At 50.0% G+C, this 20,642-nt stretch carries 24 protein-coding genes and 1 tRNA gene; 10 read left to right on the top strand and 15 right to left on the bottom strand.

All coding sequences use genetic code 11. From position 1 onward, the window contains the following. Positions 1 to 11: 11 nt before the first annotated feature. Positions 12 to 902 (bottom strand): S1 RNA-binding domain-containing protein, encoded by an 891-nt coding sequence (locus tag GS601_RS14285; protein WP_162423969.1) that lies wholly within the window; start codon positions 900 to 902, stop codon positions 12 to 14. Between the two features lie 139 nt (positions 903 to 1,041). On the opposite strand from GS601_RS14285, the gene GS601_RS14290 reads away from it, so the two are divergent. After that, complete coding sequence (locus tag GS601_RS14290; protein ID WP_238393269.1) at positions 1,042 to 2,043, top strand: YihY/virulence factor BrkB family protein; 1,002 nt, start codon at positions 1,042 to 1,044, stop codon at positions 2,041 to 2,043. A gap of 161 nt (positions 2,044 to 2,204) precedes the next feature. Here the strand turns inward: GS601_RS14290 and mnmA are convergent, their stop codons facing one another. Next, complete coding sequence (gene mnmA, locus GS601_RS14295) at positions 2,205 to 3,269, bottom strand: tRNA 2-thiouridine(34) synthase MnmA (protein ID WP_162424060.1); 1,065 nt, start codon at positions 3,267 to 3,269, stop codon at positions 2,205 to 2,207. A gap of 248 nt (positions 3,270 to 3,517) precedes the next feature. Here mnmA and GS601_RS14300 point away from each other — a divergent pair, with 248 nt between their 5' ends. Beyond that, entirely contained in the window at positions 3,518 to 4,258 is a 741-nt protein-coding gene (locus tag GS601_RS14300) for an SPOR domain-containing protein (protein WP_162423970.1), read from the top strand. A gap of 10 nt (positions 4,259 to 4,268) precedes the next feature. Here GS601_RS14300 and GS601_RS14305 read toward each other — a convergent pair whose 3' ends face one another. From GS601_RS14305 to GS601_RS14320, 4 genes are all read right to left on the bottom strand, one after another. After that, complete coding sequence (locus GS601_RS14305; protein WP_162423971.1) at positions 4,269 to 4,613, bottom strand: hypothetical protein; 345 nt, start codon at positions 4,611 to 4,613, stop codon at positions 4,269 to 4,271. 107 nt (positions 4,614 to 4,720) lie between these two features. After that, positions 4,721 to 4,900: a hypothetical protein gene (locus GS601_RS14310; protein WP_162423972.1), complete on the bottom strand. Its 180-nt coding sequence runs from the start codon at positions 4,898 to 4,900 to the stop codon at positions 4,721 to 4,723. A 1,061-nt stretch (positions 4,901 to 5,961) separates the two neighbouring features. Further along, positions 5,962 to 7,089, bottom strand: coding sequence for a sensor histidine kinase (locus GS601_RS14315; protein WP_162423973.1), 1,128 nt, complete (start codon positions 7,087 to 7,089; stop codon positions 5,962 to 5,964). Between the two features lie 5 nt (positions 7,090 to 7,094). Beyond that, the gene (locus tag GS601_RS14320; RefSeq protein ID WP_162423974.1) at positions 7,095 to 7,823 is read right to left on the bottom strand and encodes a response regulator transcription factor; all 729 of its coding nucleotides are present in this window, start codon (positions 7,821 to 7,823) and stop codon (positions 7,095 to 7,097) included. Positions 7,824 to 8,042: 219 nt separating this feature from the next. Here GS601_RS14320 and psb30 point away from each other — a divergent pair, with 219 nt between their 5' ends. Next, positions 8,043 to 8,162 (top strand): photosystem II reaction center protein Ycf12/Psb30, encoded by a 120-nt coding sequence (psb30, locus tag GS601_RS14325; protein WP_162423975.1) that lies wholly within the window; start codon positions 8,043 to 8,045, stop codon positions 8,160 to 8,162. A 542-nt stretch (positions 8,163 to 8,704) separates the two neighbouring features. On the opposite strand, the gene GS601_RS14330 is transcribed toward psb30, so the two are convergent. Continuing rightward, positions 8,705 to 9,106: an ExbD/TolR family protein gene (locus GS601_RS14330; RefSeq protein ID WP_162423976.1), complete on the bottom strand. Its 402-nt coding sequence runs from the start codon at positions 9,104 to 9,106 to the stop codon at positions 8,705 to 8,707. 76 nt (positions 9,107 to 9,182) lie between these two features. Then, the gene (locus tag GS601_RS14335) at positions 9,183 to 9,893 is read right to left on the bottom strand and encodes a MotA/TolQ/ExbB proton channel family protein (protein WP_162423977.1); all 711 of its coding nucleotides are present in this window, start codon (positions 9,891 to 9,893) and stop codon (positions 9,183 to 9,185) included. Between the two features lie 378 nt (positions 9,894 to 10,271). Between GS601_RS14335 and GS601_RS14340 the strand changes: the two genes are divergently transcribed. Then, positions 10,272 to 11,840, top strand: coding sequence for an energy transducer TonB family protein (locus GS601_RS14340; protein WP_162423978.1), 1,569 nt, complete (start codon positions 10,272 to 10,274; stop codon positions 11,838 to 11,840). Positions 11,841 to 12,060: 220 nt separating this feature from the next. Here GS601_RS14340 and GS601_RS14345 read toward each other — a convergent pair whose 3' ends face one another. The 3 genes from GS601_RS14345 to GS601_RS14355 form a co-directional block, all read right to left on the bottom strand. Next, positions 12,061 to 13,518 carry an AAA family ATPase gene (locus GS601_RS14345; RefSeq protein WP_162423979.1) on the bottom strand — a complete coding sequence of 486 codons (1,458 nt, stop codon included), beginning with the start codon at positions 13,516 to 13,518 and terminating at the stop codon, positions 12,061 to 12,063. A gap of 35 nt (positions 13,519 to 13,553) precedes the next feature. Then, positions 13,554 to 13,967 carry a VOC family protein gene (locus GS601_RS14350; protein WP_162423980.1) on the bottom strand — a complete coding sequence of 138 codons (414 nt, stop codon included), beginning with the start codon at positions 13,965 to 13,967 and terminating at the stop codon, positions 13,554 to 13,556. Positions 13,968 to 14,115: 148 nt separating this feature from the next. Continuing rightward, complete coding sequence (locus GS601_RS14355; RefSeq protein ID WP_162423981.1) at positions 14,116 to 14,625, bottom strand: TIGR02652 family protein; 510 nt, start codon at positions 14,623 to 14,625, stop codon at positions 14,116 to 14,118. Between the two features lie 135 nt (positions 14,626 to 14,760). Here GS601_RS14355 and GS601_RS14360 point away from each other — a divergent pair, with 135 nt between their 5' ends. The 3 genes from GS601_RS14360 (at position 14,761) to GS601_RS23640 (ending at position 15,728) form a co-directional block, all read left to right on the top strand. Then, positions 14,761 to 15,291 carry a gamma carbonic anhydrase family protein gene (locus GS601_RS14360; protein WP_162423982.1) on the top strand — a complete coding sequence of 177 codons (531 nt, stop codon included), beginning with the start codon at positions 14,761 to 14,763 and terminating at the stop codon, positions 15,289 to 15,291. An 88-nt stretch (positions 15,292 to 15,379) separates the two neighbouring features. Continuing rightward, on the top strand, positions 15,380 to 15,502 hold the full coding sequence (locus tag GS601_RS14365; RefSeq protein ID WP_162423983.1) for a photosystem II protein Y: 123 nt from the start codon (positions 15,380 to 15,382) through the stop codon (positions 15,500 to 15,502). A 97-nt stretch (positions 15,503 to 15,599) separates the two neighbouring features. Continuing rightward, a complete protein-coding gene (locus GS601_RS23640) occupies positions 15,600 to 15,728 on the top strand; it encodes a hypothetical protein (RefSeq protein ID WP_274381985.1) in 129 nt (42 codons plus the stop codon). On the opposite strand, the gene GS601_RS14370 is transcribed toward GS601_RS23640, so the two are convergent. After that, positions 15,715 to 16,302, bottom strand: coding sequence for a DUF2808 domain-containing protein (locus tag GS601_RS14370; RefSeq protein WP_162423984.1), 588 nt, complete (start codon positions 16,300 to 16,302; stop codon positions 15,715 to 15,717). The genes GS601_RS23640 and GS601_RS14370 overlap by 14 nt on opposite strands. Positions 16,303 to 16,900: 598 nt before the next feature. Here GS601_RS14370 and GS601_RS14375 point away from each other — a divergent pair. After that, complete coding sequence (locus GS601_RS14375; protein ID WP_162423985.1) at positions 16,901 to 17,398, top strand: DUF4149 domain-containing protein; 498 nt, start codon at positions 16,901 to 16,903, stop codon at positions 17,396 to 17,398. A gap of 194 nt (positions 17,399 to 17,592) precedes the next feature. Here the strand turns inward: GS601_RS14375 and GS601_RS14380 are convergent, their stop codons facing one another. The 3 genes from GS601_RS14380 to GS601_RS14390 form a co-directional block, all read right to left on the bottom strand. After that, positions 17,593 to 17,892, bottom strand: a complete 300-nt coding sequence (locus GS601_RS14380) for a TMEM165/GDT1 family protein (protein WP_162423986.1) — start codon at positions 17,890 to 17,892, stop codon at positions 17,593 to 17,595. 3 nt (positions 17,893 to 17,895) lie between these two features. Further along, positions 17,896 to 18,282, bottom strand: coding sequence for a TMEM165/GDT1 family protein (locus GS601_RS14385; protein WP_162423987.1), 387 nt, complete (start codon positions 18,280 to 18,282; stop codon positions 17,896 to 17,898). A 64-nt stretch (positions 18,283 to 18,346) separates the two neighbouring features. Continuing rightward, the gene (locus tag GS601_RS14390) at positions 18,347 to 18,700 is read right to left on the bottom strand and encodes a YkgJ family cysteine cluster protein (RefSeq protein ID WP_162423988.1); all 354 of its coding nucleotides are present in this window, start codon (positions 18,698 to 18,700) and stop codon (positions 18,347 to 18,349) included. 87 nt (positions 18,701 to 18,787) lie between these two features. Here GS601_RS14390 and GS601_RS14395 point away from each other — a divergent pair. Together GS601_RS14395 and GS601_RS14400 are read left to right on the top strand one after the other, a co-directional pair. Continuing rightward, positions 18,788 to 18,864, top strand: a tRNA-Met gene (locus tag GS601_RS14395). A gap of 124 nt (positions 18,865 to 18,988) precedes the next feature. Then, positions 18,989 to 20,611 carry a slr1306 family protein gene (locus tag GS601_RS14400; RefSeq protein WP_162423989.1) on the top strand — a complete coding sequence of 541 codons (1,623 nt, stop codon included), beginning with the start codon at positions 18,989 to 18,991 and terminating at the stop codon, positions 20,609 to 20,611. The last annotated feature ends 31 nt before the right edge of the window (positions 20,612 to 20,642 follow it).

A 20,642-nucleotide genomic window follows, 5' to 3' on the forward strand; every position in this document is an offset into this window, starting at 1 on the left:
ACAACCAACTCTTAACTCCCCAGCAAATTTTTCCTGGCGCGATCGTGCCGAGATTCCGCTTCATCCATCACCGTTGCCAAACTCTCAAGCACCTCACCCGGATAGTTTTCTAGCACTTTTGTTGAAAGCGAAATTCGACCTCTGCCTTCTTCCAAATCAACGATCATGGCTTTGATGGGCTGACCCACTTCGAGCAGCGTCGGCAGCGAGGCGATAAACTTTTGACTGATCTGATTGATGTGCAGCAACCCGGTGGTGCCATCAAACTCAACAAATGCACCAAACGGCTTGAGGCTGGTCACTTTACCTTCGATCAGTTGTCCGGCTTCTAGCTGGCTAAAGTTTTGGGCGCGAGCCGCGAGCCGGTTCGACAACACAATTTTGTTGCGATCGCGATCCAAATCTAGAAACGTGGCGGTTAGGGTTTGTCCTTTGAGCGCTTCTAAATTCTCTCGCTCGACGAGGTGCGATCGTGGAATAAACCCCCGCAGCCCCAACACGTCGATCGTCACACCGCCTTTGTTCATGCCCGTTACTCGCACCTGCAAGCTTTGGCTGCTATCTTGCATCTCCGCCAAGCGCTCCCAAATTTTGCGATATTCAAGCTGGCGCAGCGAAATGGTCACCTGCCCGTCTTCGTTTTGGTCGCGAATAATCAGAAACTCTCGCTCTTCTTGCAAGGGCAAAATCGCCGAAACATCATTGACTTGACTCACACTCGCCTCTTCTACAGGCAAGAACGCTGGAGACTTTCCCCCAATATCCACCAACGCACCACCGCTTTCGTAGCTGTACGCTTTGCCTGTGACAACCTGACCCTTTTGAAACTGATAGTCATGTTGCTCAAGCGCTTTCGCGAAATCTTCCATCGAAAAGGCAGCATCGGGGGACTTAGATTGCATTGATTTTTCCATGAGAACGAACCATTGAGATGCTTTAACTGAGATGCTTTAGAAGCGATTTGTCAACCTCTAGTTTAGTATGCGCTCAGAACTTGGGCGCGAAGAATTGACAACTGGAAGAATTGACAAGTGTTAACCGATGGCAACATTGCAACCTTCAATTTGCGTCCTGAATCTTTCTGTAGAACGATGTGGTGCGATCGTACCGTCAGAGACGATACACAAAGAGCTAGTGTATGTACCCTTTGCTATGAACTTCAAAACCGGAATTCGCCTGCTGAAAGACACAGTTCAAGAATGGAATGAAGATAATGTTCCGATGTTAGCGGCGGCACTAGCCTATTACACCGTCTTTTCGTTAGCTCCTCTATTGATCATTGCCATTGCGATCGCGGGTGCTTTTTTAGGCGAAGAAGCGGCGCGGGGAGAAGTCTTCGCTCAGCTTCAAGGTATTCTCGGACGACCCGCCGCCGAAGCGGTTTCAGCCTTGATTGAGAGTGCCAACAGACCCAACTCAGGCGGCACGATCGCCACAATTGTTAGCATTGGGGTGTTGCTATTTGGTGCATCCGGCGTGTTTGGACAACTCCAAATGGCACTCAACATCATCTGGGAAGTAAAGCCCAAGCCCGGACGGGCAGTGAAAAGTTTTATCCAATCCCGCTTCTTGTCGTTTGCGATGGTGTTAGTAATCGGGTTTCTGTTGCTCGTCTCGTTAGTCCTTTCAGCAGTGCTAACCCTCATCAGCAGCTACTTTGGCAATTTTATTCCTGACTTTATTGCAATTGGTAGACTGCTTAATTTCGCTCTTTCCTTTGCCGTAATTACTTTCCTATTTGCAGCAATCTACAAGTTTCTTCCCGATGCTAAAATTCCCTGGAGTAACCTTTGGGTTGGGGCTGGAGTCACGGCGATCTTGTTCAATATTGGTCGGTTTTTGATTGGGCTTTATCTGGGAAGCAGCAGTGTTGGTTCGACCTATGGCGCAGCCGGATCGCTAGTTGTCATTCTGATTTGGGTGTTTTACTCAGCCCAGATTCTCCTATTTGGGGCAGAATTCACCCAGGTCTACTCCAAATATCGGGGCAAGCCTATTCGTCCCTCCAAACACGCCATTCCAACTTCGCCCCCAGATGCTTGATCGGTTTGCCCTGATCCCCGCATAGCAGATCAGCCCAATCTTTAGGTATTTCAAGATACCTAACAACTCTGATCCCCTCCTTTACAGGAGCGATCGCGCATCCCTGCTGAGCTTTTCACCCGTCGGATTTTCCGATCTCGCATCGCAAGCAGCCGGTCAATTTATCCCTCGTTTGGCTGCCGCTCAATCACGCCTCCACCGAGCAACACCTCCCCGTCATACCAAACTGCCGCTTGCCCAGGCGTAATGCTAAACTGCGGCTCATCAAACACAACCCGCACGCGATCGCTATCTAGTGGAATCACCATTGCCGCCGTCGGAGCCGATCGGTAGCGAATCTGCACATCGGCTTTGATGGGTGCAGTCGGAGGCGCGATCGACACCCAATTGACGCGCTGAACGCTGCATTCGGGGCTAAACGCTGCATCCCGCTCCCCAACAATGACTCGATTCTGCATCGCATCTAAACCAATGACGTAAAGCGGCTGGCTATGAGCAATGCCAAGCCCTTTGCGCTGCCCAATAGTGTAATGATGCACTCCTTCATGCTGACCGAGCACCGTTCCCGCCCGATCGACGATTTCACCCCTCTGCGGCGTGATGTATTGATCGAGAAATGCCCGCATCGAGCCATTCGCTTCGACCAAACACAAGTCTTGGCTTTCCGGCTTTTCAGCCGTGTGTAACCCAAACTCTTCCGCGATTTGCCGTGTTTCGCTTTTGCGAGTCTCGCCCAAGGGAAACATGACATGAGCTAGCACTTCTTGGCTCAGATCGTACAGAAAATAGGTTTGGTCTTTCGATCGATCGATCGCTCTGATCAACTGGTAGTGTTGTGTTGCGTCATCAAATCGAATCCGGGCATAGTGACCGGTTGCGATCGTATCAATCCCCAACTGCTCACGGGCATACTTCAGCATGGGGCTAAACTTGACCGCCTTGTTGCACTGCGAACACGGTAACGGCGTAATGCCATCGCTATAGCCCGAAACCAAGTAATCCACAATATTTTCTTGAAACACATCGCGAGTATCGACAATGTGATGGGGAATGCCCAATTCTTCGCACAGTTGGGCAGCGTCTACCATCCCTTCTGAGCAGCACTGACCCTTCCCTTTCATCAGCCAAAGGGTCATCCCTTCGACCTGGTAGCCTTGGTCGTGCAGGGTAGCAGCAGCAACAGAACTATCGACTCCGCCAGAGAGTCCAACCACGACTTTGTTCATGGACACGATTGAAAACAGAAAATATAGCTCTAGGCTAACACTCTTGGTCAAGGGATGAAGCACCAACCTAAGGCGGCTTCCCAGGGTTTCCAATTCAGTTCGATTAGCCAGATAGGGCAGCCCAGCAGTGGGTCGCGAAGTGAAACCAAGGCACTGAATCAAAGTTGATGAATTAAGGACGAATGTCCGTGTTACACTGACCGCTAAATTTTCATCGCGATCGTTGTTTATTGAATCGGGGCAAAAACATGGGGTGTGGGAGACAGGTTTTAGGAACAGTTGGTGGAAGTGGGCGCTTGGCGATGATTGCGGTTGCAGGGGTTGTTTACACGGGTTTAGCCATGGGGTTAGCCACAGTTGATATCGCTACACAGCGCCCTGCCGCCGCTCAGCAAACCCTGCCACCCCCCCCCTCACTTCCGCCGCTAGAACCGTCTGATGGTTTTTCGACGCCCCCTCAGAACACCTTCCCTGTCCCCGGAGAGCGGATTTACACCCCACCCACGGGAGGATTTGTGCAGCCCATCGCAGGACAATATCGGGTTTATGTTGCTAGCGACAGCCCTTACCTGCTAGAGCAAATTAGAACCATTGAACCGGGGGCATTTCTGCAAACGATCGGGGGACGGCGGGTGATTCAAACAGGGACGTTTAACAGTGAGGCGAATGCCCGTCAGCAGGTTGCTTCTCTGGCATCTCGTGGGGTCAGGGCAGAGATTACCACCCTTTCTGGAGGGCAGATTCCACCAGAGGGGGGGCAAAGTCCGAGTGGGTATTATGCGATCGTACCGGGATCAGAGCGCGAGTTGCCTCTGCTGCGCGATCGCGCGATTCAGCTAGGCGTGGCTCAAGATGCCATCCGATTGCGCGATCGCCCGATTGGGTTTCACATGGCGGTCGGTCCTTATGCGACTCGCCGCGATGCCGAGATTGTGCAGCAGTTTTTGCGCGATCGCCAGTTTGACGCGCGGGTTTTCTACGATCGCTAGGTTAGGACAATCAGTACAGCAAATGGGCAGCGATCCAGCCTAGCCCCAGTCCTGCCCACGCAGTTGCCACCAAGATAAAAACCGCTTGAAATTTGCCAAACTCTGCGGTCTGAAGGTCGAGCCGTGCCAAAGACTCTGCCGAGAAAATCATGAAAAAGGGCAAAAATATCTTGAACCAGTTCAACAAAATCGAGGCAAAGGCAGCCACGCCAATTAGAAATGTGAAGGCAACCGTATCGGATGTGAACCAACGGGCAAGTAGTCGCTGTAGCCCTTGAATCGGACTCATCATCAAAACTGCGAGCACAAGACCCCATGCGATCGCCAGTCCGAAGGAAACGAAAGGATGCGCCATGGTCAGCAAAAATTTGCCGAAAATCGCATAAGATACGAGCAGCAGCAGCAGGGATATCCAAGGACATCTTCTACAGATTGAGATCATGGGGTAGAGGCGATGAATGGTCACTTTATGCGGCTTTGGGCGAGGAGCGCGATCGCTATCACGATCGATGGTGTGATCACAGCAATTAAGGCATGAGTAGACGTTGGTGCAATCTGGAAAGACGGGGCAAGATATTTAATAGCGATCGAAAGTGCCAACGATGGTAGAAACACTTTGAGAATAAAAACAAATGTGTCCATTCTAAATTTTACTGATCACCTTGAACTTAGACATATGGCTTAAATCAACCCGGATGCGCCCTCTCTCCCCAGGTAGAACGGTTGGGACTGAGGGCATCCAGGCGTAGGCATGACCGAAAGTATATAATTTGCATTCCTTGATAAGCGTTAAAGTATCCCCCAAAATCATGCGCCGTAGGGTAATGATATCGTGTTAATATTGTCACCCATCTGTAAATGATCTGACCATTACGAACGCTCAGATCTGCTTCACCCTCAGCCGTTTGAAAACCTAGATTGGGCATGTCTGTCAGAGCTAAGGCGGCTTGCGCTTTCAATTATTCATTCTCTACTCGATCTAAACGACTACCGTACCCTTACGGGTTTTTTAGCTTATCCAAACACACCTTATGCAAAAGTTGTGGCGATCCCGTGAAAACACAGATGAGGTTTTTGCCTTTCTCTGCGACCATATATCTATAAGTCATTTCATTTAGAGAGTATCAACTTTCACAGCTACCAGCCCAGTGGTGTCGCGCTACTGGGTTTTTTACTGTCTTTTTTGGCGTTAGGGGACAAGAATTCTAGCTCTCTTCTTCCCAAGGAGAAGAGTTTGGGAGAAGGGCAAATCGTACTTGCATTCAGCACTGCCTCTTTTTTCACTGCCTTTGAGGAGATGTGTTGCCAGGAAAGGAGAGATTTGCAGCCCAACCTGTTCGCCTTAAATGCTAGATTTTTCCATCGCTGACCCGTCGATTAGCACCTCGCAAACCAAGTATTGAAACCCTACGATCGCTTTCGCCTTGGTGAGTAAGAAAGCTTGCTACGAGGGAATAAAAACCGAAGGACGAGGAGGGCACACAGAATGATCATACCGACCATCAGCAAGTCAAAAATCATAAAATAATATCGCAGGGTAGCACAGCCATAGTTGACGGGATGTTTGCCCGGTTGACCCAGGCGCGATCGCTAAACCGAATTCATCCATTCCACTGGCATCAGTTCTAGGCTACAGACAGCGTTTGACATCTGCATGACTCTGCTATCGCGGCGAATTGACAGGCAAACAAGGGTATCAAGGCTTATCGCTTTGCGATCGCCGCAATAAATGAAGATTGAGGCGCGATGGGTAGAGAAAATTGGAAGGTGCTGCCTTTGCCAAGTTCGCTCTCGGCTTGGATCACACCGTTTTGCAGTTCGACCAATCGCTGAGAGATCGCCAACCCGATGCCCGTTCCGCCAGAATGACGATCGCGGGATCGATCCGATCGCCAAAACCGCTCAAACACATGGGGTAGTTCTTCGGGCGCGATCCCTTGCCCTGTATCTTCTACGGCGACCCAAAGTTGAGTGGTTGTGCTCCATGCCCTCAGAGTGACGCGACCTTGAAGAGTATAGCGGAGCGCATTCCCAATTAGATTTACCAAAACCTGCTCAACTCGCTCCGGGTCGGCAAGCACAAGCGGCAGATTTTGAGGACAGTCCAACGTTAGACTGGGGTTGTCATCTAATAATTGATCTGAGAATTTTTGCACCAGTGAACTGAGTAGCGGGTAAAGATTAAAAGATTGCAAATTAATCGGCAAATAGCCCGCTTCTGCTTTAGACAATTCTTGCAAATCATTCACGAGATTGCGGAGCCTGGTTGTTTCTTTGGCAAGACGTTGATAGATATCTACCGAAGGGTCGATCGTTCCGTCTCCCAATCCCTCTAAATAGCCTTCTAGCACCGTTAACGGCGTTCGCAATTCGTGGGTTAAATCACCGACTAGCTCTCGCCGCCGTTGCTCCACCCCTTCCAAATCTTTTGCCATCCGGTTGAAACTTTGAGCTAAGCGGTTAAGTTCAGGAATTTCGTTTGTCGGCACTCGTTCTTCTAGATGCCCCGCAGAAAACCGACGAGTCACCCGTTCCATCTGAATTAGGGGCTGCATAATCCGTTTCGACACCCAATAGCTCAGCGCGATCGCGGTAGTCCCTCCCACAATCACCGACCAAAACGCCCCCCGGCTCCAAGCAGAATCAAACCCTTCTACCAGTTGCCGCTTGACGTAAACCAAGTTAAACCCATAGCCCTGAAGCTTTTCGAGATGCACAAGAAATAGCTGAGGGGAATAGATCTTGCCGATTGCTAAGAGCGTGCTAATGCCCACAATCATGACGATCATGTGGGACAAAAAAAGCCGAGTACTGAGATTGAGCTTATTCATGAACCTTACGCGGCGGCGTCTTCAAATTTATAACCGACGCCGATCACCGTTTTTACAAAGGTTGGGTTGGCTGGATCAGGTTCGATTTTTTTGCGTAAACGAGCAATGTGGGTGTCAACCACGCGTTCATCCCCAAAAAAGTTGCTGCCCCACAGTTTATCGATCAGTTGAGTCCGGTTCCAGACGCGACCAGGGTAGCTCATAAATGTTGAGAGCAGATCAAATTCTAGCGTCGTCAGGTCAAGGGGTTCAAGACAATCTGCATCGCCCTGCGCCGGTTTTTTTAGAGTCGCCCGCAACGCTGAACGCTGATCTAAATCCACCACAAAGTTTTGAGTTCGATAGACTTGGCTTTGCCCGCCTTGTCGCAGGGTGCGTCTGAGCAGCGCTCGAACTCTGGCAACCAACTCTTTAGGGCTAAACGGTTTCACCATATAGTCATCGGCTCCTGTCGAAAGCCCAATGATGCGATCGAGTTCTTCCCCTTTTGCCGTTAGCATTAAAATATACGGATCTTTTAGCCCTGGTTTTTGGCGAATCCTCGCGCAAACTTCTAAGCCATCGAGTCCGGGAATCATCAGATCTAGAATAATCAAGTCAGGCTTTTGCTCTTGAAACACTTGCAGTGCCGTCAATCCATCCCGGCAGGTGCGGCAGGAGAATCCTTCTTTTTCTAGATAAAGCTGAATCAGTTGAGCGATTTCCGCTTCATCTTCAACAATCAGAATTTCCATAGGAGTAGCGCCGAAACATTTCACTTTTTAGAGTTTAACAACTCCCACAATATGAGAAACTGTGAAGTGGGAAGGGTATGAGGGCAAAGACTTTTACTTCACCAGAGTAGAGTTTTATTGAGTTTTGTAAACTTCCTTAAAATTTGGGCAAATCCACCGATAGAATAGCGCTTAGCGCAGCATTAGTTTATAGCTCGATCGGGCTAGTTGGGAGGAGAAATGGAGTTTCTAAGTAACATTAACTTTGAAGCGATCGCACAGTTGACCTTGGTAGGAATGATTATGCTGGCAGGTCCGGTCGTGATCTTTTTGTTGGCATTTCGCAACGGTGACCTCTAAGAGCGAGGCGCTTCAAGGCGTTAGTCGCTTTTAGAATTTGCAACGTTGCTTAACAACGTTCAGTCAGACATGCAGTTCCTTGCGAACTCAAAAGTTTTACAGGTTTAAGAGAGAGTAGCTCTAGAGTCCGGTCAGTAATGACTGGGCTTTTTTATTGGTCTCTGTTGCTGATGAATAGGTTATACCAAATTGATGTTTCACTGCGACAGATCCTCGACCCCCCTGCCTACGGTATCTCCTCTGGGTCAGGAGGGACTTTCCGGCTCCTCTCCTGACTCAGGAGGGGTTGGGGGAGGTCGCAGGTCTGTAGCATTTACAGATTAATTTGGTATTATTTAGCATCAATCACCCATGGGATGTCAGTTACAAACTGTCAGCCCTTGAGATTGCGGCTAGAGCGAGAATTATGAGGCAATAAGTTTAATGAATGCAACGCCAGGCAGGTAAAGACCTGTCAAACTCAAAAGTAGCTCTAGTAACTCCAATGGTTATGGAGTGGTTATGGAGTCGCTGAAGCTAAAGCTGAAAAAGAGATAACAGAGTTATTTTTTTCTCGTTGCGATCGCGAGTTTCACCCCATCGACTTTTCTAATCTCATCCATCACTGCAATCACCTGCCCGTGATCTACCTTTTCATCGGCATTAATCACAACAACAGCTTGTTGGTTAGCAGTCACCAGCGTTTTCACTCCCGTTTCCAATTGTGCTAACGCAATCGGTACTTTATTTAACGCAACCTCACCATCCGGCTTAACTGTCACCGCAATCCTAGTCTGCTGCTGAGATTTTGCAGTGGCAGCTTGCGGCAAATTAACGGGCAATCCTTCTGATCGGGTGAGAAACAACGTAGACACAATAAAAAAGGTCAAAATTGAAAAAACAACATCAATCATCGGAACGAGATTGAGATCGAGAGGAGAATCCTGTTCTTGAGGAGCACGCATAGGATTAGAGAAAATTTTAAAAGGTCGCGGGTGAGAGCAAAGGTTGACATTCAAACGTGAAATTCAAACGTTGAAACTAGTAACCCGACGGTTCGCCTTTGGCGGCTAATTGATGAATAGCGATCGAGAGTTGATCAATCACAGAAGATGGCTGAGGGTTGCGATCGTAATATTTTCGGTACGCCAGTTCAAGCTGCCCACCATATTCTTGAATCAATGCCATCTGACGCTGATAAATATTTCTGAAAATGCTAGCAAACAGTAGACACAACGCCGCCACAATTAGCCCCGCCGCCGTCGTAATCAATGCCTCACTGATCCCGGCTGAAACGCCTGCGGTTCTCGTTCCGCCAATATCACCAATATTGAGCGACCCAAACGCGGTAATCAGTCCTGTAATTGTCCCAATCAGCCCCAGCAAAGGTGATAGTCCCACAAATATCTCCAGCACGCCGCCAAACCGCTTCATAGTCGGAATTTCGGCCTGCAATTCGCTTTCCATCGCTAGCCGAAACTCTTCAGGGGAGGGATGATCCAGCGTCAGTGCCGCCGAAAAAATGCGAGAGATCGGTAGGTCAATATTTCGCTTGATCTTCTCCTCAACAAGTTCGGGCTGTTGGCGATATAGCTCGACCAGTTCCTTAGCAAACCGAGGCTGACGCTGAGAAACCGTCATCCAAAACCGAATGCGCTCGGCAATCAGGGCAGTTGCCACAACCAGAAAACAAAAAAGAATAATGACAATAATTAGCCCACTTACCGGCATTCTTGACAGTGCTTCAAGCATGAACCTGCTCCAACGGCGATCGCAACATTATTTTTCCACCTACGAGAACCAGCGAAGATCTCAGAAAACAACGCTTATGAGAAAACTTCGATAAAACCCGCATTCTAGTGAGCGTAAAGCTAGTGATAATAACTGTCAAGTATTTCTACAAAACTCTCTCAGATTTTAGAACCTAATCGCACAAAGCTCGTTTGTCTAAAATTGCTTATCCAAAATCCTTGTTTGAAATTCTAAAATTACGAGGCTGAGACCCTAAAATTGTAAATTTAAAGTTAGTAAGTGCGTAGAAACTGATACCGATTCTCTCTTGACAGGGACAACGCGCTGAACTAGCCTGATAAGGAGAAAATCGCAAATGCAACTTGGTATCAATAGCCCATGAGTCTCTCCACTATCGCTACTGAGCAACGGGAGAAAGAATCTGCCCTGCAAAAAAAATTCTTGGCGCTAGGGTTCCCAAGCGCGATCGCGCTGAATCTGTTATTGCTTGCTCTATTTGCCTTTGTGTGGCGTCTGCCGCCAGCAATAGCTGACCAAGAAGACGAAATTGAGATCATTGCTGAAGAGCAGATTCCTGAGGATCTGCCAGAAGATGCACCCATAGGAAGTGATGCTGGCGGGAGTGGTGGAGGAAATGAGCAGTTTGCGCTGTTCAATCCCAGCCCTGCGGATGCTCCTTCCGAGGTTGCCATAGCACCTGAAGTAACATTACCTGATCCTGTTGCTCCCCTAGAGCCGGTTCCTGAAGAAGAACCTGAGGTGGTAGAAGATTTAGTAGAGCCAATCCCAACGCCGACGCCAACTCCGACGCCAACTCCGACCCCAACCCCAACCCCTTCTGTAAGCCCCTCACCTAGCGCTTCAGTCTCTCCAAGCCCCACAGCAGCCAGCCCATCTCCAAGCCCATCTCCAACGATCGCGGCAAGTCCCAGTCCTGCTAATTCCGCCGAGACACTCCCCCAAACCAGTCCAAATAGCAATCAAGCGAGCAACTCAACGATCGCACCTCAAGCGGGGACTAGCATAGGTAGTGGAAACGGAATAGGAAATGGGATTGGCAGTGGCAGAGGAGATGGAATTGGTAACCAAGGTCGTGGTAACGGAGTTGGTAGCGGAAATGGCGCAGGAACGGGAAGTGGAACAGGAAATGGGCAGCAAGGGAAGCCACCTGAGCAGCCCAAGGCGCAACCTTCTCCTGTTGCCGTGCGGCAAGCCCCACCAAGAGAACCGGGTGACTCTTCGCAACGCAACAGAAGACCCAAATGCAAAAACAACTGTAGCCTAGATGAGTATTTAGGAGCAGAAGGATCAGCACGGTTTGATTTTGATGTTGACAAAGACGGCAAGCCGACGAACATTCGATTGAGAAACTCTAGCGGAAATGCAGAGGTTGATCGTAAAGCTCAAGCTGCGATCGAGCGGCGGCGGTACGAATCTTCAGAGAGCGGCTACACAGGGCAGCGCATTCGAGTTACCTCAGAGCTTGAAGACTCAGAGTTTCAGCGCCAAAATGCTGAGCGTCGTCAGGCTGAAGACGCGCAACGAGCCGAGCGGGAGGCACAACGAGCAGAACGGGATCGGTTAGAGCAAGAGCGGATTCAGCGAGAGGCGCAAGAAAGCCGTCCCCCTGCGGCGGCATCTGAGCCGATCCCCGACACTCCACCCGTTTCACCAGAGCCTGTAGTACCCCCGGTAGAAGCAACTCCGGTAGAGCCACCGCCCGAACCTGTGGAGCCACCGCCCGAACCTGTAGAACCACCGCCCGTGGAGCTACCCCCCGAACCTGTGGAGGCACCACCGCCTGAACCTGTAGAACCACCGCCCGTGGAGCTACCCCCCGAACCTGTAGAGCCACCGCCTGTGGAGGAGGCACCGCCCCCAGAGCCTATAGAACCGCCTCCAGCACCCGTAGAGCCACCGCCAGAAGCACCGCCAGAAGGTGAATAGAGCAAAAATGCTGCTTCGGCATTCATGTTTGCTTGCAAGCTAAGTCTATTTGTCGAGGTCTATTTGTCGAGCGAATTTCGATGGTTGAAATAGCTCTCTAAGCTGGTGAACATTCTCTTCTAGCCATAACTCAGCTAGTGGTCTAAGCCTGCGATCGCATGGGTTGCAGGCTTGGTTCTTTGTCACTCACGGTATGGCGCTCACCGTTGTGGTTGACTGTTTATCTAACATTCAGGGCTTTCGTGAGGTGGCTCATGCCAATTTTTGTCGCCCCTTCCCTTGCTGCAAAAAACGCGGCGGATCGAGCGATCGCACCAATCTCTCCCCCCGTCAGCACAAATTTTTCAGCCAACCACTGCCAATCTATATCCTCCGCCAATGGCGCGGGAGGCGCAAACGCTTGTTTCCACAGCAATAGCCGCGCCGCCGGATTGGGATGGGAAAACGTTAGAACGACGTGAAGGTGCGATCGCACCTCCGCCCGCATCGCTGGCAGCGATCGCACACTCAAAAACGTCAGGCTTCGCTGCGATCGCCGTGTCCGAAAAAACTGTGCTATCTCAACTGGCACTACACAAGCCGATCGCCCGATCCACTGTTCGGCAGAACAAATCAGCAATACCGTCGGTGCGTCAATTGTCAGTGCTTCTAACGCTAAGATCTGCTCTGATGGAGTCAGCAACGCCACATCCACATCGCTAAACGGTAGATCTAACCGATGGGCAATGGTTCGGACTGCCGTTGTCTTGCCTGTTCCTGCTGCTCCCACTAGCAGCGCCACTGCTCCAGGCAACTCTCCCCTCTGCCGAAAGCCCCAGGCGTCATCCACCTGCACCCCAAACGCAATGCGATCGCTCAACTGCCAAAGGGACTCCTTTAACCGGTCTGGCAACACCAACGGCACAACGTGCTCTACCTCCGTTGAGCGATAAAACCTCGCTGATCCCCGCTCCAATTTGTGGGATTCTGCCTGCGTTGTTAAGGGCTGATCCCACTGTGGCACCTCAGACAACAAATAATCTACCCATCGATCTGCTACCTTAAACGTCCGACTCAGCAACGGCATTGATGGATCGCCATCAAGCTCCACTAGCCGATGATCAATTAATGCTCCTGATGGGCTGAAGTGCGGTTCCTGCGGAGATGCGCGAAACGCCATACGCGCGTCTCTCCACTCGCTGTCGTTGCGGCAAAACAACCGCAGTGCTAAATCTACCGAGGGTAGCTCCTGTCCCTCCTTCCCGGTCTGCAAATAGCCGTACAGTTGCCCATAACGACGATGCACTTCGGGCGCGAGACCGAGCAACAAAACATTTTTCTCGAAGAGGGAGAGGTTGAAGCGATCGCACACAATCGGCAACGCTAACCCAACTCCCTGCTCTCGGCTCGCCCGAATTCGCGCTGCCATCTGCTGCTGATAATTGCCCAGATGCCCGTCTGCCGATGCCTTCCTGCGCTCTGGAGGGGAGTCGTAAGACGCATTTCCCTCCAAACTCACCATACCTTTCCACCAATGGCTCGTGGCCCGGTCAGCTTTGGTCTGTGCTACCCGCTCAACGTCCTTTAAATCCTTGCGCTGCCGAGCCACCGTGAGCAACAGCAGTCGCTCTAACCAGTTGAGTTCAACTTTTAGATAAGTCCAATTCTCTAAAAACGGCTCGATTCGCTCAGCAGGCATGCATCACTCAGACAAAAAGGTGAGTGTATCGTACTCTACTTCGTCTGCCTCAGCACTTCGATCGGCAATCCATCTGCATCGGCAACAAAGGCGACCTCATAGACGCGATCGCCGATCATCTGCTGCTCTGGTTCCAACAAAACTTTCAGCGTCTGAGCTTGCGCCGCTAACTTGTGTCTCAAATGCTCTAACCAACCGCCTAAATCATCCGTTTGTTCCGTCAAGTCAAACGACGAATGATAATACCCCACATAATGCTCGTCCCCAAACGCATCCGGTGCAGGCTGTGGCTCCGGGATCTGAATCAATTCAATCCGTCCGCCCAATCCTTCCATCCAGCAGGCGAGGGTATACCCCGTCGTAAACCGTTCACAAACCGAGAACCCTAGCTGCTCGTAGAATGCGATCGCTCGAAAGATATCCGCCGAACGGATCGAAACGTGATGCATATTTAGAAACAAAAGGGGAATTTAGCTATCTTCCCATCCTAGTCAGTTCAGCCAGTTTCCTGCGCCCAGATGCCAAAATCCAAATTTTCTGTCCTCTTGTCTAAATCTTTACATAGCTTTACTCTTTAGGGGTCACTCAAGCAACCGATTACTCAAACAACCGAAAATACGGATACCTAACAGGCGCGCCCGGCTCCTTCTCAAGATCAAAATTGATCACATCCCAACATGGCTCCTCTTTGGGATCAGGACTAAATTCCACCGGTAGCCCATACAGTCTCGGCTTTGGCGAATCGCTCTGTCCCCGCCAAGGCGTACTGCGCTCTAGATAGGTGCTAATCAACTCTTTATAGCGCTGAGCAATCACCACCCGCGTTGCCCGGTAACCTTGTGTATAGAGCCGATCCAACGCTTCATGAATCTCAAAGCGAATGCCATCAGGATGGGTGTGTTGCCGATACCATTCGTCGTTCCAGAGCCGCCAATGCCGCCCCGATTGGAGATGAACAAGCTCCGCCGAATCAGGGCTTGCCTCAAACGCGCCATGACGAGGACACAAGTAGGTATCCGTCAACGTGAGCGCCGGAATTGTCTGGCGACAGTGAGGACACTGGATTTCGGGTCCGAAAATAGGATATTGGAAGCTGGAATTGATCATGAAACGCGATCGCTCAAAAGTTTGCTCAAACGGTGATCTGTGCGCCGACAATCGTGAAATCATTATAACTGGCGATGTTTTCCCCCTTCCTAGAATCATCCTCAACCCCAGTGGATCATTTTGACACCATTTTCGATGCCAAACTCCCCCTTCTGGACTCAACCCGACCTCTCTCAAGCCGCTTTTGTTGCCCCCAATGCAACGGTGATCGGCTGGGTTGAGATTGCCGCCGGGGTTAGCATTTGGTATGGCGCAGTTGTTCGAGGCGACGTCGAACGCATTCGGCTCGGAGCAAGCACCAATATTCAAGACGGGGCAATTTTGCATGGAGACCCAGGCAACCCCACGGTACTTGAAGACTTTGTGACCGTTGGGCATCGTGCCGTTATTCACAGTGCCCAAGTCGAACGGGGTTGTCTCATCGGCATTGGTGCGATCGTACTTGATGGCGTCCGGGTTGGGGCGGGCAGCATCGTCGGCGCAGGCTCGGTTGTCACAAAAGATGTACCGCCGCGATCGCTGGTTGTCGGAGTTCCTGCCAAACCTCTCCGCCCCCTTTCCGATTCTGAAGTCGCCCATCTGATCGACCATGCTCAGCGCTACGAAAAGCTGGCTCTCGTCCACGCTGGTAAAGGCACAGATCCCGGTTTTTGTGTACAAATGTAAATAACCTGAGAAGACTACTTTGAAAACGCCACCAAATGCGCTAAAACTTAAAGAATAATGAACACCCTTAAGAGGAGAAAGCACTAGTATGGATTGGCGCGTATTGGTGGTTTTGTTGCCCGTCTTGTTAGCTGGAGGCTGGGCAGTTTCTAAAATTGGCGCAGCAGCACTTGTTCAAATCAAAGGCTTTCTTGCTAGAAGACAAGCTTAATTATCAAGATTCAATTCCAAAGATTCAATCATGGTTAAGACCGATCGTTCTGAACTCAGAAGGGTCGGTTTTGTCTGTTCTGCACTGCTTTGCGGCTATGCCTCTACATCACCCTTCAACCCTCGATCCCCAACTTGACCCGATCGAAATTTCTAGCCTCCTCAAGCAACGATCCGCCAGCTTTGCCCCCTACCAAACGGAACAACGTTTGGCTAGCGGAATCTAAAAAAGGCGTCTAGTCCACTACTGTAAATGTTGAAGCGCCCAAAGCCTAGAAACTGACCGTGAGGCTTTTCTCCCGGTGGAAAGGCGGTTACCCCAAACAAATACACCCCAGCATAGTCTGGATTTGCCCGAGGAGACAGCGCGATCGTTACCGTTTTCCCAGGCTCCACAGGTGGGTTAAACGTCACCGTCACTGCCCTTGTTTTTGGGTCGCTGCTCACACCACCCAGGGGCAACGTTGCTCCCAGCCGCCCCCGTGATCCTTCAAATGCCTCGGTTTCTCTTAAGGAAAATCTGACCGTATCTGTATTTTCATCCTGAGCGATCGTCACTTTCTGCAACGGTTCTCCCGCATTTTCAGGAATTGTCACCGTGAAGTAATACGTTACAACCCACGCCCGAGCAGAGTTTTGCGTGGTTGAGGCTCCCTCTAGGCGAGGCGGCGATATAAAGAAAACAGTTCCATCTGATAGCTGGACGGCTTGAGCAGAGCTAGAAATGCTGCTGAGTGCCGCCAAGAGGGCGGTTCCGATTGAAATACCTAAGAGCAAGACACCTAATTTTTGTCTATTCATGGCACGTTTTACTGCTTCTAATATTAGTAATTTGAGTACAAATACTCACTATTTTTAGGGTGAAACCGTTGCTGTAATCTGCTTTTCATTCAATTAGATTTCTGTCTTTTAAGCAATCGTTAACTTCTATTAAATTCGCTCTTGCTCTGTTACGACTCAACCTCAAGACAGGGCAACGATGCTAATTTAGTAGACAAGACGCAGAGAGATATTTCTCCTCAATCTCTACTTTAGCTTTTGGGTCTGTGTCCCCCCACCCAAAGCCACTGCAACCTCAGATCGCATCCACCTGTCACTGTTGTGGCACTGTGTAAATCTAATGCGTAAATCTAAGTTGTACTACTGCGAAGAAAAGGAGGAAAGTGAATGATTCTCACATTTTCTTTCGATCGCAGGTTGCAGCAAATGTAAACCTCTACTGAATCAATTTTAGTTTGCTGTTGATTAATGAAATGGGTCTAGTTTTCTTCTTGAAGCTAGACCCATTTGCTTTAGAAAAGTAGAAGCAATTTTGATAAGTTTCTTGTGCATTCCCAGCCAAGCAAAAATGATTTTGTTAAGCTCAAATTAGAACATTAATCAAATATAGGTTTACCCAATGGCTGCGGTTTCCCACGTTGCTTCAAAACCCGTCATCTGGCATAAGGTTCTTATCTTTACCTTGGGCTTTTGGATCAGTAGTAGTTTGTTTCTAGACATGGTAATCATGCCTAGTCTATATCAAGCTGGAATGCTTACTCAACCTGACTTTGCAACGGCTGGCTATAGCCTTTTTGGAGCTTTCAATCGTCTCGAATTACTGTGTGCGGCTCTCGTCCTCACGAGCGTTTTTACGCAATATCATTTAGGGCACATTCGGAAGCCAAGCCATGTCATGTTTTCGCTATTGTTGCTGATCGCAAGTTTTACTTGCACCTATTTTCTCACTCCCCACATGAGCGCTTTAGGATTGCAACTCAATCTGTTTGAGCCAGCGGCAATTCCGGCAGGGATGAATCAGCTTCATCTGAGCTATTGGCTGATTGAGGTGTTTAAGCTGAGCGCAGGAGGAATGCTGTTGCTTTGGAATGTTGAGCAGCTTTCTAAGACTGCTTAGTTGCTTAATTTATTTAGATGCGGTGAACTCTAATTGCCTCCAGTCATGCTGGGGGCTTTATTTTGTCAATTTGTTTTGTCAATATTTTTGCGCCAATCACACTCTCTGTTCTTGAACAGCAAATCATGTCTTTGACGCCATTTGACGACCTGTTTGAGTATCTGCCAGAACTTTCCAAAACCTTTGAGCCAGCGCTACAGACATTCTCGTTCGTCTGGGGTAGACGAAAACCAGAGTAGTCGGATTGCCATCCCCGCAAATCCTGCGGCAGCGACAATTTTTGTCCAGCGTGTTGGCAAAAGCTGGGCTGTTCCTTCTCCGACTAAAACCCCGATCGCACTTGCCAAGATCAGAGCGGCGATCGTACCTAAGAAGATCGCCTTGGGGGAGTTTTTAACGTTGCTGCTCAGCGCGATCGCAGCAAGCTGGCTTTTGTCTCCTAATTCGGCTAAGAACACTGTTACAAAACTAATTCCGAGTAGCTGCCAATCCATCGCCTACATCCTCACAATATCTAGTACTAGCAGCATCGAGATCACGAGCAGCAAACAGCCTGTTGCTTTCTCAAGGGTTCTGGGAGAGAGATTTTGACAGAGCCAGCGACCGATGATCACCCCAATCAAGCTTGTTGAAACTAGGGCAGACGCTGCCCCCGCAAACACGATCCATGGTGCGTGAGATTGGGCGCTCATGAGCAGGGTTGCGACCTGAGTTTTATCCCCCAACTCTGCTAAAAAGATCGTCACAAATGTTGAGCCAAACGCGCTGAGAAAGTGACCTTTGGCAGACAGAGTAGAAACGTTTAGAGGCTGTTCGCTCACAATTAGCAGCGAAGGCTCATGGGTTTCTAAACTGTTAGGGGAGGGGAGGGGAGTCATCGTCATGACGGAAATTAGATTTCATTTTCTTTTCATTATCTAGCAGTTTACCTGCATTGCCGAGATTTTGCTACCCCATTCCTACTTCTCGATCGAATCTTAAGAGTTCTAGGCTGCGATCGCCGTACACTCCTTCGATTTGCTCATGGCAACAAGCGATCGCAAACTCATCTAATTCCTCTGGCTCAATGCCGTACAGTCTCTCAAACGTCTCTGGGGTGACTCGGCAAAAGCGCGGACGCTCTTCATAAATGCGACATTCGCGGTTGAACGAATCGTAATTGACGCACCAGCCATCGTGACCCACCATGCTGAGGTAGAGCGCGAGTTCATCCGGAGTGAGATAGTCTTCAAGATCAGGGCGATCGCTCGGATCGAGATTGCAACACGCCCCGCACTGCTTCATACAATGCCAAGTTGCCATAGCTCTGAGATAAAAAGCCCTTCCATCTTCACCTTCTGACCAAAAGATTGCAACTTATGGATTTTTGCGTTATCTTAGATAAGGCGACGCGGGGTAGAGCAGTCTGGTAGCTCGTCGGGCTCATAACCCGAAGGTCCATGGTTCAAATCCATGCCCCGCCACCATATAAACGATGTAGAAGACCCTAGTTCTAGCAACCGGGGTCTTTTGCATTTGGGCAAGTTGCCTGCACGAATCGCGAGACTTTGCTTTATCCTGGGAGTCAGTAGTCAGCGAAGTGTGTTGCAAATGGCTGTTCAGTGGCGTCGTCCGCTTATTTACAGTGGTATGGGGTTGACCCTGCTTGCGCTAGGGTTTGATGGATTGAACCAAACCTTGGGAGACTGGCTGCCTGCGATCGTCATTGGCAGTGGGATCGCCTGGGCAGTGTTGAAGTTCCAACCCCTCGAACCGATGTCACCGAAAGCGGCTCCTCTCAGCTTGACGACGGTGAAAGCGGCGCTGACCGACACAGAGGGCGCGATCGATCAACTGGCGTTTGAGGTCAAGGATCTGAGCCACGACGGTAGCGCCCAGCAGTTGTCAAACTTGCGATCGCAGGTTAACCACGCCACAAAAGAGCTTCAGCGCGATGAACTTCGCCTCGTTGTCATGGGTGGCAAATCGGTTGGTAAAACCACGCTAGCTCAGTGGCTGAGTGGCAGTTGGGAATCACCAGTCTCGCAGAAATTGGTGATCAACGACACACCCGAATTATTTGCAGCAACAGAAGACGGAATGATTGCCGAGCGGGATGCCTGGCAGTTGGCGCGGTCGTCTGATCTGGTGCTGTTTGTGACCAATGGCGATTTGACGGCGACAGAACTGCACGCGATCGAGCGCATCACAACGGCTCAAAAGCGATTAATTCTGTTGTTAAATAAACGCGATCAGTATCGTCCTGAAGAGCAGCAGATCGTTCTGACTCAACTACGGCAACGAGTCCAGGGAATGCTGCCGCCGCGCGATGTGATTGCGATCGCAACCAACCCGAAGGAGGTCAGAGTTCGTCAGGTGCTTGCTGATGGCATGACCCAAGAATGGCTAGAAAAACCGAATCCGCAGATGTTGCCCCTCGTTGAACGGCTCAATCAGATCTTGATGCAAGAAGGACAGCAGTTGATTTTGTCGAGTTCGCTCAGCAATTTAAAGGAAGTCAAATTTGAAGCAAATTGTGCATTGAATCGAGTGCGCCGCGATCGCGCCATGCCGATGGTGGATCAGGCACAGTGGATTGTGGCAGGAACGGCGTTTGCCAATCCGTTCCCAGCGTTAGATTTGTTGGCAACGGCAGCGATTAACGCTCAGATGGTGATGGATCTAAGCAAACTGTATCAGCGTCAGTTCTCCCTGGAACACGCGAAAACCATTGCCACGACGATCGCGAGTTTGATGCTGAAGTTGGGTCTTGTGGAAATCTCGACGCAAGCGATCGCAAGTATTCTCAAAACCAATGCCGTAACCTTTGTTGCGGGGGGCGTCATTCAAGGGATTAGTGGCGCTTATTTAACTCGATTGGCGGGTTTGACATTGATCGAATATTTTGAAGGGGAAGCGTCTAGCGACATTAAGCGAGCCAAGCTTCAGCGCATCTTGCAGACCATTTTTGAGCAAAATCGGCGATTGCCGTTCATGCAACTGTTTGTGAAGCAAGCGTTGGATAAGCTCAGACCAGGGTCGTTACCGTCTCAAACGCTCACGATCGCCCCTCCCGATGGGTTGCCTGCACCGACAGAAGCCCTGCTTCACCTAGAAGCGACCTTAGAAAGTGGTCAGCCCCTAATGATTCCCGAAAAAATTTTGGAAGACCAACTCCTGGAAGAGAGCGTCCTAGAGCAGCGCTCGATCGCGAATCAAGAAGCAATGCTGTAGAAGTCTGAGGAACAGGGTAGCGGTGTTATAA

Origin of the sequence: Myxacorys almedinensis A (assembly GCF_010091945.1) — a bacterium.
In the GTDB taxonomy this organism is placed as follows: domain Bacteria; phylum Cyanobacteriota; class Cyanobacteriia; order Leptolyngbyales; family Leptolyngbyaceae; genus Myxacorys; species Myxacorys almedinensis.

Coding starts and splice junctions, on each gene's coding strand:
- GS601_RS14365 (WP_162423983.1), top strand. CDS start 15,380: ATGGATTGGCGCGTATTGGTGGTTTTGTTGCCCGTCTTGTTAGCTGGA.
- GS601_RS14380 (WP_162423986.1), bottom strand. CDS start 17,892: ATGGATTGGCAGCTACTCGGAATTAGTTTTGTAACAGTGTTCTTAGCC.
- GS601_RS14290 (WP_238393269.1), top strand. CDS start 1,042: ATGGCAACATTGCAACCTTCAATTTGCGTCCTGAATCTTTCTGTAGAA.
- GS601_RS14350 (WP_162423980.1), bottom strand. CDS start 13,967: ATGCATCACGTTTCGATCCGTTCGGCGGATATCTTTCGAGCGATCGCA.
- GS601_RS14300 (WP_162423970.1), top strand. CDS start 3,518: ATGGGGTGTGGGAGACAGGTTTTAGGAACAGTTGGTGGAAGTGGGCGC.
- GS601_RS14390 (WP_162423988.1), bottom strand. CDS start 18,700: ATGGCAACTTGGCATTGTATGAAGCAGTGCGGGGCGTGTTGCAATCTC.
- GS601_RS14310 (WP_162423972.1), bottom strand. CDS start 4,900: ATGGACACATTTGTTTTTATTCTCAAAGTGTTTCTACCATCGTTGGCA.
- GS601_RS14400 (WP_162423989.1), top strand. CDS start 18,989: ATGGCTGTTCAGTGGCGTCGTCCGCTTATTTACAGTGGTATGGGGTTG.
- GS601_RS14370 (WP_162423984.1), bottom strand. CDS start 16,302: ATGAATAGACAAAAATTAGGTGTCTTGCTCTTAGGTATTTCAATCGGA.
- mnmA (WP_162424060.1), bottom strand. CDS start 3,269: ATGAACAAAGTCGTGGTTGGACTCTCTGGCGGAGTCGATAGTTCTGTT.
- GS601_RS14330 (WP_162423976.1), bottom strand. CDS start 9,106: ATGCGTGCTCCTCAAGAACAGGATTCTCCTCTCGATCTCAATCTCGTT.
- GS601_RS14320 (WP_162423974.1), bottom strand. CDS start 7,823: ATGGAAATTCTGATTGTTGAAGATGAAGCGGAAATCGCTCAACTGATT.
- GS601_RS14360 (WP_162423982.1), top strand. CDS start 14,761: ATGCCAAACTCCCCCTTCTGGACTCAACCCGACCTCTCTCAAGCCGCT.
- GS601_RS14375 (WP_162423985.1), top strand. CDS start 16,901: ATGGCTGCGGTTTCCCACGTTGCTTCAAAACCCGTCATCTGGCATAAG.
- GS601_RS14355 (WP_162423981.1), bottom strand. CDS start 14,625: ATGATCAATTCCAGCTTCCAATATCCTATTTTCGGACCCGAAATCCAG.
- GS601_RS14305 (WP_162423971.1), bottom strand. CDS start 4,613: ATGGCGCATCCTTTCGTTTCCTTCGGACTGGCGATCGCATGGGGTCTT.
- GS601_RS14335 (WP_162423977.1), bottom strand. CDS start 9,893: ATGCTTGAAGCACTGTCAAGAATGCCGGTAAGTGGGCTAATTATTGTC.
- GS601_RS23640 (WP_274381985.1), top strand. CDS start 15,600: ATGCCTCTACATCACCCTTCAACCCTCGATCCCCAACTTGACCCGATC.
- GS601_RS14285 (WP_162423969.1), bottom strand. CDS start 902: ATGCAATCTAAGTCCCCCGATGCTGCCTTTTCGATGGAAGATTTCGCG.
- GS601_RS14385 (WP_162423987.1), bottom strand. CDS start 18,282: ATGACGATGACTCCCCTCCCCTCCCCTAACAGTTTAGAAACCCATGAG.
- psb30 (WP_162423975.1), top strand. CDS start 8,043: ATGGAGTTTCTAAGTAACATTAACTTTGAAGCGATCGCACAGTTGACC.
- GS601_RS14340 (WP_162423978.1), top strand. CDS start 10,272: ATGAGTCTCTCCACTATCGCTACTGAGCAACGGGAGAAAGAATCTGCC.
- GS601_RS14315 (WP_162423973.1), bottom strand. CDS start 7,089: ATGAATAAGCTCAATCTCAGTACTCGGCTTTTTTTGTCCCACATGATC.
- GS601_RS14345 (WP_162423979.1), bottom strand. CDS start 13,518: ATGCCTGCTGAGCGAATCGAGCCGTTTTTAGAGAATTGGACTTATCTA.